This is a genomic window from Pseudoclavibacter caeni, assembly GCF_008831125.1.
Lineage (GTDB): Bacteria > Actinomycetota > Actinomycetes > Actinomycetales > Microbacteriaceae > Pseudoclavibacter_A > Pseudoclavibacter_A caeni.
In genome coordinates, this window is the sequence record NZ_WBKA01000001.1 from 230,426 (window position 1) to 243,864 (window position 13,439).

General features: G+C 70.2%; 11 protein-coding genes and 1 tRNA gene. 9 read left to right on the top strand and 3 right to left on the bottom strand.

Annotation, left to right across the window (positions count from 1 at the left end):
- Positions 1 to 20 precede the first annotated feature (20 nt).
- Both F8O02_RS01095 and F8O02_RS01100 read right to left on the bottom strand, forming a co-directional pair.
- Complete coding sequence (locus tag F8O02_RS01095; RefSeq protein ID WP_158035336.1) at positions 21 to 914, bottom strand: carbohydrate ABC transporter permease; 894 nt, start codon at positions 912 to 914, stop codon at positions 21 to 23.
- A complete protein-coding gene (locus tag F8O02_RS01100; protein WP_404821164.1) occupies positions 914 to 1,870 on the bottom strand; it encodes a carbohydrate ABC transporter permease in 957 nt (318 codons plus the stop codon). Before F8O02_RS01100 ends, F8O02_RS01095 begins: the two co-directional genes overlap by 1 nt.
- 287 nt (positions 1,871 to 2,157) lie before the next feature.
- Between F8O02_RS01100 and F8O02_RS01105 the strand changes: the two genes are divergently transcribed.
- Entirely contained in the window at positions 2,158 to 3,375 is a 1,218-nt protein-coding gene (locus F8O02_RS01105) for an ABC transporter ATP-binding protein (RefSeq protein WP_158035337.1), read from the top strand.
- The gene (locus tag F8O02_RS01110; protein ID WP_158035338.1) at positions 3,372 to 3,647 is read left to right on the top strand and encodes a hypothetical protein; all 276 of its coding nucleotides are present in this window, start codon (positions 3,372 to 3,374) and stop codon (positions 3,645 to 3,647) included. Before F8O02_RS01105 ends, F8O02_RS01110 begins: the two co-directional genes overlap by 4 nt.
- A gap of 411 nt (positions 3,648 to 4,058) precedes the next feature.
- Here the strand turns inward: F8O02_RS01110 and F8O02_RS01115 are convergent.
- Positions 4,059 to 4,145 (bottom strand) — tRNA-Leu (locus F8O02_RS01115).
- A gap of 285 nt (positions 4,146 to 4,430) precedes the next feature.
- Here F8O02_RS01115 and F8O02_RS01120 point away from each other — a divergent pair.
- From F8O02_RS01120 to pknB, 7 genes are all read left to right on the top strand, one after another.
- A complete protein-coding gene (locus F8O02_RS01120) occupies positions 4,431 to 5,102 on the top strand; it encodes an FhaA domain-containing protein (protein WP_179416244.1) in 672 nt (223 codons plus the stop codon).
- 1 nt (position 5,103) lies between these two features.
- On the top strand, positions 5,104 to 5,607 hold the full coding sequence (locus F8O02_RS01125) for an FHA domain-containing protein FhaB/FipA (RefSeq protein WP_158035340.1): 504 nt from the start codon (positions 5,104 to 5,106) through the stop codon (positions 5,605 to 5,607).
- 3 nt (positions 5,608 to 5,610) lie between these two features.
- Positions 5,611 to 7,017, top strand: coding sequence for a PP2C family protein-serine/threonine phosphatase (locus F8O02_RS01130; protein WP_158035341.1), 1,407 nt, complete (start codon positions 5,611 to 5,613; stop codon positions 7,015 to 7,017).
- Positions 7,014 to 8,432: an FtsW/RodA/SpoVE family cell cycle protein gene (locus F8O02_RS01135; protein ID WP_158035342.1), complete on the top strand. Its 1,419-nt coding sequence runs from the start codon at positions 7,014 to 7,016 to the stop codon at positions 8,430 to 8,432. The genes F8O02_RS01130 and F8O02_RS01135 overlap by 4 nt, the downstream gene beginning before the upstream one ends.
- Positions 8,429 to 9,883 carry a peptidoglycan D,D-transpeptidase FtsI family protein gene (locus F8O02_RS01140; protein WP_158035343.1) on the top strand — a complete coding sequence of 485 codons (1,455 nt, stop codon included), beginning with the start codon at positions 8,429 to 8,431 and terminating at the stop codon, positions 9,881 to 9,883. Before F8O02_RS01135 ends, F8O02_RS01140 begins: the two co-directional genes overlap by 4 nt.
- Positions 9,880 to 11,397 (top strand): serine/threonine-protein kinase, encoded by a 1,518-nt coding sequence (locus tag F8O02_RS01145; protein ID WP_158035344.1) that lies wholly within the window; start codon positions 9,880 to 9,882, stop codon positions 11,395 to 11,397. The genes F8O02_RS01140 and F8O02_RS01145 overlap by 4 nt, the downstream gene beginning before the upstream one ends.
- A gap of 239 nt (positions 11,398 to 11,636) precedes the next feature.
- Entirely contained in the window at positions 11,637 to 13,424 is a 1,788-nt protein-coding gene (gene pknB, locus F8O02_RS01150; RefSeq protein ID WP_158035345.1) for a Stk1 family PASTA domain-containing Ser/Thr kinase, read from the top strand.
- Positions 13,425 to 13,439 lie beyond the last annotated feature (15 nt).

Below are 13,439 nucleotides of genomic sequence, written 5' to 3' on the forward strand. Positions count from 1 at the left end.
CGGGAGGATGCGAGCACGGATCACCCCTTGACTGCTCCGGCGGTCAGTCCGGCGACGAGACGCTTCTGCATGAGCAGGAACACCGCGAGCACTGGCAGGGTGACCAGGACTGTCGCGGCGAGGATGACGCCCCAGTTGTTCGAGCCGTCGACGTTCTGCAGCAGGGTGAGCCCGACGGGCAGGGTCATCATGTCCGGCTTGTCGATGATCAGCAGCGGCCAGAGGTACTCGTTCCACTCGGTGACGATCGCCACGAGGGCCACGGCGACGATGGTCGGCGCCGACATCGGCACGACGAAGCCCCACAGCCGCCGCCAGTGGCCGGCGCCGTCCACCTCGGCCGACTCGAGCACCGATCGTGGAAGGGTGAGGAAGTGCTGCCGGAACAGGAACGTGCCGAACGCGCTGGCCAGCCCCGGCATGATGATGCCCTGATAGCTGTTCACCCAGCCGAGGGACGACACCAGGGTGTAGTTGGGGATGATCGTGATCTGCTGGGGCACCATGAGCGCCGCGAGGACCACGACGAAGATCACCCGTTTGAACGGGAAGTCGATGAACACCAGGGCATAGGCCGTGGTCAGCCCGAGCAGCACCTTGACCCCGGCGCCGATCACGGTGACGATCGCGCTGTTGAGGAACAGCCGCCCGATCGGCAGTGTCTGCGCCACCTCCGCGTAGTTCTCGAACTGGATCTGATGCGGCAGCCACTGCAGCGGGATCGTGAAGATCTCGTCCTGCTGCTTGAAGCTCGACACGATCATCCACAGCAGCGGGAAGACCATGACGACGCCGGCCAGCAGCATCGTGAGCAAGGCGCCGAGATCGAGATGGACGAGTCGGCCGCGTCGTGGGCCGCGGGCCTCCGCGACTCGCTCCACCGTGGCCACACCGGTGATCGAGGGCACGCTCATCAGAGATTCACTTTCCGTTCCATGACGATGAGCTGGACGATCGTGATCGCCAGCAGGATGGCGAACAGCACGGTGGCCACGGCGGAGGCGTAGCCGGCACGGCCGTCCACGAAGCCGACCTGATAGATCTCGTACATCAGGGTGGTCGTCGAGCCCACCGGCCCGCCTCGCGTCATCGCCTGGATCAGGTCGAAGGACTGCAGGGAGCTCAGCAGGGTCGTGATGCTCAGGAAGAACGTGGTATGCCCGAGCAGCGGGATGATCACGCGCCGGGTCGTCTGCCCCCGGGTAGCGCCGTCGAGTGCGGCGGCCTCGCGGACCTCGTGTGGCACGGCCTGCAGCCCGGCCAGGTAGATCAGCGCGACGTAGCCGACGTTCTTCCAGATGTAGACGATGATGAGCATCACGAGCGGCCAGGGCTGGCTGTTGTACCAGTCCGGCGAGGGCAGGCCGATCGCGTTCAGCAGGGCCGCGAGCACACCGTATCGGGGGTCGAAGATGAACAGCCACAGCAGCCCCACGGCGACACCCGAGAGGACGTACGGCGCGAAGCTCACGGTGCGCACGATCGTGTGGCCCGGCAGGCGCCGGTCGAGGACGAGCGCGAGCCACAGTCCCAGCGCCATGCCGCCGGCGACCGTGCACACGGTGAAGACGGCTGTGGTCAGCAGCACCCGCGGTGTCGAGGGATCGGTCAGCCAGGCGAGGTAGTTGCCCGCGCCGACGAAGCGGGCGATCGGGGAGCCGACGTTCCACTGCAGCAGGGAGTACTGCAGGCTTTGCAGCAGCGGCCGGTAGACGAACACGGCGAGGAGGGCGATGTTCGGCCCGGCGAGCAGCAGGAACAGGGCGATGTCGCGACCCCTGCGACGATGCCGTCGCCGGGGGACGTCGGGGGAGGCGGCCGGGGGCGTGCCCCGCCCGGATCGCGCACTGGGCGCGCTGATGATGCTCACGGAACTCCTTCGATGGGGGATGTCGCGCCGGGCTCCCGAGCCGCCCGGCACGCCGAAAGAGTAGGAGTCCGGCGATGCCGGATCGACCGCTTTCACCGAGCCTTCGCCATCCGTTCAATCGCGTTCACCCGCTCGTCCCCCGTGTTCACCGAGAGAGCACTCGCCGTCACCTCGCGTTCACCCTCCGCTCGTCCGCGCTCACTACGGTCGGCGGATGCCCCCGCGGCGCCGGACGTCATCCTGCGCGTCCGCATCGCGCCCATATGCCCATATCGGAATGGAGAGTCATGTCCACGGTCCAGTTCGACCACGTCACCTGCGTCTACCCCGGTGCCGAGCGCCCCTCGGTCTCGGACCTCTGCCTCGACGTCCCGGACGGCGAGTTCCTCGTGCTCGTCGGCCCCTCCGGATGCGGCAAGTCGACCACGCTGCGGCTGCTGGCCGGGCTGGAGCAGGCGACCGCAGGCAGCATCCGCATCGACGGTGACGACGTCACCGACGTCGCGCCGAAGGATCGCGACATCGCCATGGTCTTCCAGAACTACGCGCTGTACCCGCACATGACCGTCGCCGAGAACATGGGGTTCGCGCTGCGGCTCGCCGGGGTGAACCGCGTCGATCGCGAGCGCCGGGTGCGCCGGGCGGCGGAGATGCTCGATCTGGTTGACCTGCTCGATCGCCGGCCGAGGGCGCTCAGCGGCGGTCAGCGACAGCGTGTGGCGATGGGCCGGGCCATCGTGCGCGAGCCGCGCGTGTTCCTCATGGACGAGCCGCTGTCGAATCTCGACGCCCGGCTGCGTGTGCAGACCCGGGCGGAGATCTCGCGGCTCACCCGCGAGCTCGGCGTGACCACGGTGTACGTCACCCACGACCAGACCGAGGCGATGACGATGGGCGACCGGGTCGCGGTGCTGCGTGATGGCGAGCTGCAGCAGCTCGCCTCTCCTGTCGCGCTCTACGACGCGCCGGTCAACGCGTTCGTCGCCGGGTTCATCGGGTCACCGGCGATGTCGCTCATCGAGGTGCCCGCCCGCGACGGGCGCCCCCTGCTGACCGACCGCCCGCTGACCGGGCCGACGGACGGCCCGGTGCCGACCGCTCCAGCACGACCGGGCCCGTCGGCCGGGCAGCCTGGGCGGGGTGCGGCAGCCGGCCTGTCGAGGTCGGACGCATCGGCCGGGCGGCTGCTCATCGGCGTGCGCCCCGAGGACGTCTCGGTCGTCTCCGCCGGCGAGGCCGACGCCCGCCTCGTCGTGCGGTCGGTCGAGGTGCTCGGCGCCGAGGCGTTCCTCTACGGGGAGATCGTCGATGACGACCGGGTGACCGGCTGGCGGCATGCGACCGGGCACGAGGATGGCGGCGAGGCCTCCCCCGCCAGGCTGGCCGTGCGCGTGGACGGCCGGCGGCATCCTGCGACCGGTGACGTCGTGCCGGTTCGGCTCGATCCGGCCCGGGTGCACGTGTTCGATCCCGAGAGCGGCGCGAGGATGTCCCGAGCCGCGTGAGCGACGAGGCCACGGGCCTGGTGCCGGGTCGCGCCACTCGCAGACGCAACTCATCGGGCCGGACCGCGGCTGCCGCGGGCGGCATCGACATCGGCGGTGGGACGCTGGGCACACTCGTGGCCTTCGTGGCCATGTCGAAGATCGGGGACGTGACCAGCTCCACCAGCGGTTTCGGCACGGCCTCGGTCGGCTTCGGTCTGGTGCTCCTGCTGCTCAGCTCGCTGGCGGTGATCGCCTTCGGCATCCTCACCATCGTGCTCCGACGGCGGTGAGCCGCTCGGGATGCGACTCGGATCGGCTGCTGCCAGTCCGGCCGTCCCGAGCGCGAGACCGCTCCACCCGCACCACAGTGCCCGGCATCGCATCGTGCTCGAGCAGCGCAGGACGTCGACGCAGCACCCGCGGTCCAGTTCCGCTGAGTGATGCGGCGGAGTGGCTCCGCGCACCGGGCGGCCGGTGGCGCCCGGTGAGAGCGAGGCACACCGGACGATCAGCGGCGCCCGGTGAGAGCGAGGCACACCAGGCGTCCGGCCCGAGTGACTGGTTGGCTGCGCTCCACCGATCAGCCGGCTGCGCTCAGACGCTTCGACCAGAGTTCGGGCCCTGCCCCGTCCGGCTGCAGGAGAAGACCTCCACCTGCATGAGAAGACCCCCGGAAACGTTGCGATTCCGGGGGTCTGGCGTGGTGCCCGAGGGGGGACTTGAACCCCCACGACCTTGCGATCACTAGCACCTGAAGCTAGCGCGTCTGCCAATTCCGCCACTCGGGCATGCGTCGCACCTGACTGCCGCGCGACGGCACTGCAACAGATTAGCATGATCGTCCGACCACCGCACAACCGGTGATCCAGCACACGACCCGCAGCCCACCGCACGACCCGCAGCCCGACACACCTCCGCCACCGCGGAACGCACGCGCCCCACCGCAGCGCACCCGTCACACCCACCCCGCCCCGAGTCCTCCCTCACAGACCCGCGTCGAGCCGCACCGGGTACCATGTCGGGACAGGGGGCACCGACACCCGGGGAGCGCCCGGGCCTGGACGAGGAGACGAGTGGGACTACTCGACAACGTGGAACGGGGACTCGAGCGCGCCGTCAACGGCGTGTTCGCGAAGACGTTCCGCTCTCGCCTGCAGCCGCTGGAGATCTTCTCCGCGCTGAAGGGCGAGCTCGACGCGAACACGCGGGTGCTCTCGCGTGACGCGATCCTGGTGCCCGATCGCCTCACCGTGCGTGTCAGCCGCGCCGACTTCGAGCGCCTCGCGCCCGACGGCTCCGCGCTCGTCGACCAGTTCGTGCGCGACCTGCGGGCCTACGCCCATCAGCAGCGCTACCAGTTCCCCGGCCCGGTGACCGTGACCATCGTGCCCGACGACTCGCTGACCGTGGGGATGCTGGAGGTCGACAGCAGGATGAGCGCCGGCGACGTCACCCTCGTGCCCGCACTCGAGGTGCAGGGGCGCGTGCATCCGCTCCGCCAGGGCGTGACGACGATCGGTCGCAGCCATGACTGCGACATCACCATCGCCGACTCGGCCGTGTCGAAGCGGCACGCGAGCATCACCCGCGACGGCGACAACGTCGTGCTGCGCGATCTCGGCTCCACGAACGGCACGAAGGTCGGCGGCGAGCGCATCACCCTGCTCGAGCTGACCGGGCCGCTCGACCTCGTCATCGGCGCGACGCCGGTGCGGTACCTGCTCGCCCCGAAGGCGGTGGGGTGAGATGAGCGGCGAGCTGCTGTACCTCATCGTCAGCGCGGTCTTCCTCGTGCTGCTCTGGCTGTTCGTGCTCGCCGTGATGTGGGCGATCCGCTCCGATCTGTTCGGCCCGAAGGTCAAGCGGATGCATCGGTCGGCCGCCGGCGCGGCCGCGGCACCCGTCGCGGCCCCGGCGCCGCAGTCCACGGGCCGTCGCGCGGCGCGATCGGATGCGACCGCCGCTCGCCATCTCGTCTTCCTCGAGGGCCCGGCCCGGGGCCGCCAGCTGACCCTCGCGCAGGACATGATCACGCTCGGCCGCAGCGCGGACTGCACGGTCGTGCTGCGCGACGACTACACCTCGTCGCAGCATGCCCGGCTCACCCGCCGGGGGGCGACCTGGGTCGTCGAGGATCTCGGCTCGACGAACGGCACCACCGTGGCCGGGCGCCGCATCTCGCGCCCCACGCCGGTGGCCGTGGGCGTGCCGATCACGATCGGCACCACTGTCATGGAGCTGCGAGGCTGACCGATGACCGTGCTCAGGGCGACCGCATTGAGTCACGTCGGCAAGGTCCGGCGCGACAACCAGGACTCGGCCATCGCCGGCCAGTACCTGTTCGCCGTGGCCGACGGCATGGGCGGGCACGCCGGCGGCGACATCGCCTCGGCGCTCACCATCCAGTCGCTCGTCGACCTCGACCGGCGCTTCGACGACGTCGACGAGGCGGCCAAGGCGATCGGCGACGCGCTGCACCGCGCCAACGACATGCTCTCCGAGACGGTCGCCGACTACCCGGAGCTGACCGGGATGGGCACGACCTTCTCGGGCTTCCTCTCCGTCGGCGATCAGATCGTCATCGCCCACATCGGCGACTCGCGCGTCTACCGGTTCCGCGACGGACGCCTCGAGCACCTCACGAAGGATCACACCTTCGTGCAGCGGCTCGTCGACGCCGGCAGGCTCACCCCGGAGGAGGCGCTCGTCCATCCGCGCCGCTCTGTGATCATGCGGGTGCTCGGCGACATCGAGACGAACCCGGACATCGATATCTCGGTGCAGCCGGTGCTGCCGGGCGACCGGCTGCTCATCTGCTCCGACGGGTTGAGCGGCCCGGTCGGCGACGAGCTGATCGAGCGCACCCTCGCCCGCGGCGAGAGCGCGGATCTCACCTGCGCGCACCTCGTCGAGCTCGCACTGCGCAACGGCGCCCCGGACAACTGCACGGTCGTGCTGGTGGAGCCGGACGCGGACCCCGACGCGACCCCGCACGGCACCCCGGGGCATCCGGTCATCGTCGGCGCCGCGGCGCGCGAGGTGCGCTTCGACCACATCGACCGCGCGCGCACCCAGAAGGCGCAGAGCCTGCACGCCCTGCGCGAGGCGGCGAGCCACCTGAAGCCGCGGCGGCTGGAGCCGACCCAGTTCGAGTCGCAGGCCGACGAGTACCTTGACGAGCTGATCGCCGACGTCCACCGGCGCACGGTCGTGCGTCGCGTGGCCCTGGCCGTGATCGCCGTGCTCGTCGTCGCCGGCCTCACCGTGGGCGGCTGGCTCGGCTGGCGCTGGACTCAGTCGCAGTACTACATCGGCGAGGATGGCGGCTACGCGGTCATCTACCAGGGCGTGCACCAGCAGATCGGCCCGTTCCGACTGAGCGAGCCGATCGACGACCCCCGCCTGCCGCAGGTGCCGATGAGCGACCTCGACGAGCTCACCCAGCAGCAGGTGCGCCAGACGGTGCCGTTCTCGTCGCTCGACACCGCCACGAGCCGACTGGCCGAGCTGAGCAGCCAGCATGCCCGGGACGACGCCGCGACGCCGTCCCCGCAGCCCTCGGCGAGCGGCGAGGGCGCCGGGACGGATCCCGGGGCCGACGACCATGTCGGTGCCGGCTCCGCCTCGCCGCAGGCCGCAGGCGAGGCGGGGACGCGATGAGCCGCCGCGAGCGCGGCCTGCGGCTGGCCGACCGGAATCTGCGCGCCATCGAGCTGGGCCTGATCCTGCTGGGCGCCCTCGTCTCGGCGACCGGGCTGGCCGCCGTGCAGCTGGGCGTCGCCGGCGCGCTCTCCGCGGGGCCGTTCCTCATCGGCACGCTGTTCTGGATCGCGGTGCTCGTGCTGCACGTGGTGCTGCGCGCCCGGGCGTCGAAGGCCGATCCGATCATCGTGCCGGTGGCCGCGACGCTCAACAGCATCGGGCTGATCGCGATCCACCGCATCGATCTGAGCTCGGAGACCACCGGGGTCGGCACGCCCGCCCTCAGGCAGGCGCTCTGGGCGATCCTCTCAGTGCTCGCCGCGGCCGCGGTCGTGTGGTTCCTGCGCAACCACCGCGTGCTGCAGCGGTACACGTACGTGTTCATGGCCGCCAGCGTCGTGCTGCTCGTGCTGCCGATGATCCCGGGGATCGGCACCGCGCTGGGCACGAACGCCTCGCTGTGGGTGCGGCTCGGTCCGATCACGTTCCAGCCGAGCGAGTACGCGAAGATCACCATGGCGATCTTCTTCGCAGGCTATCTCGTCGCCCGCGGCGACACGATCAGCGCGGCCGGGCGGCGGTTCCTCGGCATGACGTTCCCGCGGCCGAAGGACTTCGGCCCGATCGTCGTGGTGTGGGCGATGGCCATGGCCGTGCTCGTGGTGCAGAAGGATCTCGGCACGTCGCTGCTGTACTTCGGCCTGTTCCTCGTGATGCTGTACGTCTCCACGGGGCTCGCCAGCTGGGTGGCCATCGGCCTGGTCATGTTCGCCGCGGGCGGCGCGGCCGCGTACGCGATGATCCCGCTCGTGCAGGGCCGCATCCACGCCTGGCTCGACCCGTTCGACGACGACGTGTACAACGCGAACGGCGGCAGCTACCAGCTCGTGCAGGGCCTGTTCGGCCAGGCGCACGGCGGCCTGTTCGGCACCGGATGGGGGCGCGGCTACCCGCAGCTGACCCCGCTGTCGCGCTCCGACTACATCTTCACGAGCATCGGCGAGGAGATCGGCCTGGTCGGGGTGTTCGCGATCCTGTGCCTGTACCTGCTGCTCATCAGCCGCGGTCTGCGCATCGGCTACACTGCGAGCGACGAGTTCGGCCGGCTGCTGGCCACGGGGCTGTCGTTCGTGCTCGCTCTGCAGGTGTTCATCGTCGTCGGCGGGGTGACCCGGGTGATCCCGCTGACCGGCCTGCCCACGCCGTTCCTCGCCGCCGGCGGGTCGAGTCTGCTGGCGAACTGGGTGATCATGGCGCTGCTGCTGCGGATCACCGACTCGATCCGCGCGCAGGCCGACCGCTTCGGCGCGCTCGGCGGGCCGTCGCCCGCGCCCGCAGCCCGGGCCACGGATCGAGAGGGGGCACGCGCATGACGGCACGACTGCGGCGGGTGACGATCGTCGTGTTCCTGCTCTTCCTCGCCCTGTTCTGCTCGACGAGCCTGATCCAGGTGCTGTTCGGCGAGCGGATCAACGGCGACGCCCGCAACTCCCGGGCCATCCTCGACGGGTACCAGATCCAGCGCGGCAGCATCGTCGCCGGCGGGCAGGTCATCGCCCGCTCCGACCCGGTCGACAACGCCTACCGGTACACGCGTGTCTACCCGGGCGGCGAGATGTACTCCGCGGTGACCGGCTACTACTCGCACGTGCTCGCCCCGACGGGCATCGAGGCCAGCGAGAACCTCACGCTGACCGGCACGTCCCGGGGGCAGACGTTCGACCAGCTCGTCGACCGCATCAACGGCGTCACCCCGAGCGGGTCGGACGTGACCCTCACCATCGACCCCGAGGTGCAGCAGGCGGCGTGGGACGCCCTCGGCGACCGCATCGGCGCGGCCGTGGCCATCGAGCCGAAGACGGGGCGCATCCTCGCCATGGTCTCGAAGCCGTCATATGACGCGACCGCACTGGCCGGCAACGACACCGACAGCGCGACCCAGGCATGGAACGCCCTCTCCGCCGACGCCGATGAGCCCCTCGTCAACCGCGCGACCGCCGGCGACACGTACCCACCCGGCTCGACGTTCAAGCTCGTGGTGGCCGCGGCCGCCCTCGAGAACGGGTACTCGCCGGAGAGCCGCTTCGCGAACCCGAGCGCCCTGACGCTGACCGGCACGAACACCCAGATCCACAATGTGACCATGGGCTCCTGCGGGGGCGGAGGCTCCACGACGACGCTGAAGACGGCGCTCCAGTACTCGTGCAACATCCCCTTCGCCGAGCTCGGCGCGGAGCTGGGGGAGGACAAGATCGGCGCGGTCGCCAGCGCGCTCGGCTTCGACCAGGATCTCGAGATCCCGCTGGACGTCACCCAGAGCCATTACCCGACGGGCATGAGCACCGCCCAGCTGCAGCTGGCGAGCTTCGGGCAGTACGACGTGCGGGTGACCCCGCTGCAAGTCGCGTCGATCTCGGCGACGATCGCCAACGGCGGCACGAGGCTGCAGCCCGGGCTGGTCGACTCGGTGCGCGATCGGGGTCTCACCACGACGCAGTCGTTCCAGACGACGACGCTCGGCCAGGCGTTCTCGACGCAGACCGCCCAGACCCTCACCGAGATGATGGTGAACGATGTGTCCTCGGGCGAGATCTCAGGTGCAAGAATAGACGGGGTGGATGTCGCGGGGAAGACGGGCACCGCCGAGACGACGAAGGAGTCCCAGTACGACCTGTGGTTCACCGGCTTCGCGCCGGCTGACGACCCGCAGGTCGCGGTCGCCGTCGTGGTGGAGAACGGCGGGACCTACAACAACTCGGAGGGCTCGAACAAGGTCGCGGCTCCCATGGCCCGGAAGATCATGAAGGCGGTGTTGGACAGATGAGACCCACGGAAGGCCTCACGTATGGCGGCCGGTATCAGCTGGTGAGCCGTATCGCGGTCGGCGGGATGGGCGAGGTGTGGAAGGCCTATGACGACGTCATCGGCCGTGACGTCGCCATCAAGATCCTCAAAGACGAGTACATGGGCGATCCCGGGTTCCTCGAGCGGTTCCGCGCCGAGGCGCGGCATGCGGCCCTCGTCAACCACGAGGGCATCGCGAGCGTGTACGACTACGGCGAGGAGAAGGGCAGCGCCTACCTCGTCATGGAGCTCGTGCCAGGCGAGCCGCTGTCGAACCTCCTCGAGCAGCAGCGCGTGCTGCCGGTCGACGAGGTGCTCGACATCGTCGCGCAGACGGCCCATGCACTGGCCGCGGCGCACAAGGTCGGCCTCGTCCACCGCGACGTGAAGCCCGGCAACCTGCTCATCACCCCCGACCACCGGGTGAAGATCACCGACTTCGGCATCGCGCGTCTGGCCGACCAGGTGCCGCTGACCGCGACCGGCCAGGTCATGGGCACCGTGCAGTACCTCTCTCCCGAGCAGGCGAGCGGGCATCCGGCGTCGCCGGCCACCGACATCTACTCGCTCGGCATCGTCGCCTACGAGTGCCTGGCCGGGCGACGGCCGTTCACCGGCGAGAGCCAGGTCGCCATCGCGATGGCCCAGATCAACGAGACCCCGCCGCCGCTGCCCTCCACGGTGCCGCCTGCGGTCGACCGGCTCGTGATGAGCTGCATCGCCAAGAACCCGGCGGACCGCCCCCAGTCGGCCACGCATCTGGCCCGGGCCGCCGAGGCGCTGCGCCGCGGCGACATCGCCGCGGCCGCCCGTGACGTGCCGCAGATCGCCCCGGCGGGGCAGATCCCGGACGCCGCGGAGACCCCGACCGCGCTCATCGGCACCCAGCCTGACGCCACGCAGCCGGCCACTGCGATCATCGGCACGCAGAACGGCCAGCCGCTGCTGTCGAGCACGTCGACCGGGACCCCGGCCAAGGAGGCGGGAAAAAGCGCCGCGTCCAAGAAGAAGAAACGCAGCCGATGGACGTGGCCGCTGGTCTCGCTGATCCTGCTGCTCGTGCTCGTCGCCGGCGGCAGCATCTGGGCCCTCATGAGCAGCGGCGGCAACGCGAGCCAGAGCCCCTCGCCCTCGCCGTCCTTCGAGGAGGAGACGGCCGAGCCCTCCCCGACCGCGACGACGCACTCGCCGACGCCCACGCGCACGCAGACGGCCACGCCGACGCCCACGCAGAAGACCGTGACGATCTCGTCCGGCGAGTACGTCGGCCAGGACTACCAGGCCGTGCGCTCCCAGCTGAACGCCGAGGGTCTGTCGGTCAACCCCGCCACCCAGGCCACGACCGACAGCTCGCTGGACGGCAAGGTCATCTCGCATGACTCAGGCACCTTCCAGCCCGGGCAGTCGGTGCAGGTGACCTATTACGAGTACACGACACCGACACCGACACCGACGAAGACGACGACTCCGCCGGCGACCTCCCCGCACGCCTGACCGGATCCTGTCCCGGCGCCTCGGCACAGGATCGGGTTCGCTGGCCCGTCCCCGGATCAGCGGGCCCGATCCGTCATCCCACCGCCCCATCATCCAGCCATGAGGTCAGTCCACGCCCGTCCGGCCCCATGCCTCCAGGGTCCTTGGCCACGCCCTCGCGCAGGGCATTCCGCGTCCATTCAGGTGTTCCGGCCCGCTTTGCCGGTAGAATCGCCTGAGGACTATCACAGGTGGGGTGTATGAGCGAACAGCCGCTGCTGAGCGGACGCTATCGCGTCGGCCGGCTCATCGGGCACGGGGGCATGGGCGACGTGTATCTGGGCACGGATACCCGACTGGGCCGCACCGTGGCGATCAAGCTGCTGCGCCCCCAGCTCGCCGACGACCCGGTGTTCCAGAAGCGCTTCCACAACGAGACCACCGCTGCGGCGCGGATGATCAGCCCGTACATCGTGCGCACCTACGATGCCGGTCAGGATCTCATCGCGGGCGGCCCGAACGCCCGCCCGCAGGAGGTCCCCTTCCTCGTCATGGAGTACGTGGAGGGTGAGAGCCTCAAGGAGCGTCTGGCCCGGGGGCCCATCCCGCGCGCCGACGCGCTGCGGATCACCGATCAGATCCTGCGGGCCCTCGAGTACTCGCACCGTGCGGGCATCATCCACCGAGACATCAAGCCGGGCAACATCATGATCACCCCGACGGGCGACGCGAAGGTCATGGACTTCGGCGTGGCGCGGGCGATCAGCGAGAGCGAGGGCACCGTCGCCCAGACCGGCTCAGTGGTCGGCACGGCGCTGTACTTCGCCCCCGAGCAGGCTCGCGGCGAGCGGGTGGACGGTCGCTCCGACCTGTACAGCGTGGGCGTGATCCTCTATGAGATGCTCGTCGGTCGGGTGCCGTTCAAGGGCGACAGCCCCGCCTCGATCGCCTACCAGCATGTCAATGCGACCCCGCCGACGCCGAGCAGCCTGAACGACGACCTCCACGCCGACGACGACCGGGTGATCCTCTCCGCGCTGGCGAAGGATCCCGCGCGACGGTATCAGACCGCCGAGGACTTTCGCGCCGACGTCGACCGGCTCGCCCGGGGTCTGCCGTCGCAGGGCCCCACCTTCGACGCCGCGAGCACCGTCATCCTCGACGACTCGCCCATCGACGACGCGCTCGACCTGGACCCGGACGACGACGACCCGTCCTCCCGGCTCATCAACCGCGAGCTGCACCGTGGCGGTGTGGGCACGATCTGGGGCATCGTCATCGGCATCGGGGTGCTCGGCCTCATCGCGGTGCTGTGGCTGGCCCTGCTGCAGCCGCGGTTCTCCGGCCCCTCCGCCGCCCAAGTCGCGGTGCCGAACCTCTCCGGCGCAACGTACGAGACCGCCGAGCAGCAGCTGCAGGATCGCGGTCTGAACGCCACGAAGGTCGAGGAGGCCAACAGCGACGTCACCCCGGGCCGGGTCATCGAGACCGACCCGCCGGCCGGCGAGCTCGCCGACGTCGGGTCCACCGTGACGGTCAGGATCTCCAGCGGCGCCCCGACGGTGAACGTGCCGGACGTGTCCGGGCTCACCGAGGATGACGCCCGGCAGAAGATCGAGGACGCGGGCCTCACCGTGGGCGGCACGACCCGGCAGATCAACGGCGATGTCGCCCTCGACCACGTGATCTCGAGCGACCCGGTCGCCCAGAGCGAGGTGCGCACCGGCACGTCGATCTCGCTGGTCATCTCGAATGGCCGTGTCGTCGTGCCCGACGATCTCGTGGGCAAGCCGATCAACGACGCCATCGAAGAGCTGCGGCAGGCCGGTCTCTCGTCCCGGGCGCAGGCCGTGCCGCGTTGCCAGGCGTCCGGCGGCTACACCGTGCAGTACACGAAACCGACCCCCGGCACGGAGTTCGCGGCGAACGACAACACCAAGATCATCCTGTACTACTACATGGCCGACGCGTCCAAGTGCGCCAGGCCGACGCCGACGCCGACGCCGTCCTCCGCACCGGCCTCGGAGGCCCCGTCGACCGGGCAGTGACGCGCACCGGCGACC

Excerpts from the sequence above, each read along its gene's own strand:
- F8O02_RS01095 (WP_158035336.1), bottom strand. The coding sequence starts at position 914 with ATGAGCGTGCCCTCGATCACCGGTGTGGCCACGGTGGAGCGAGTCGCG.
- F8O02_RS01105 (WP_158035337.1), top strand. The coding sequence starts at position 2,158 with ATGTCCACGGTCCAGTTCGACCACGTCACCTGCGTCTACCCCGGTGCC.
- F8O02_RS01125 (WP_158035340.1), top strand. The coding sequence starts at position 5,104 with ATGAGCGGCGAGCTGCTGTACCTCATCGTCAGCGCGGTCTTCCTCGTG.
- F8O02_RS01130 (WP_158035341.1), top strand. The coding sequence starts at position 5,611 with ATGACCGTGCTCAGGGCGACCGCATTGAGTCACGTCGGCAAGGTCCGG.
- F8O02_RS01135 (WP_158035342.1), top strand. The coding sequence starts at position 7,014 with ATGAGCCGCCGCGAGCGCGGCCTGCGGCTGGCCGACCGGAATCTGCGC.
- F8O02_RS01140 (WP_158035343.1), top strand. The coding sequence starts at position 8,429 with ATGACGGCACGACTGCGGCGGGTGACGATCGTCGTGTTCCTGCTCTTC.
- F8O02_RS01145 (WP_158035344.1), top strand. The coding sequence starts at position 9,880 with ATGAGACCCACGGAAGGCCTCACGTATGGCGGCCGGTATCAGCTGGTG.
- pknB (WP_158035345.1), top strand. The coding sequence starts at position 11,637 with ATGAGCGAACAGCCGCTGCTGAGCGGACGCTATCGCGTCGGCCGGCTC.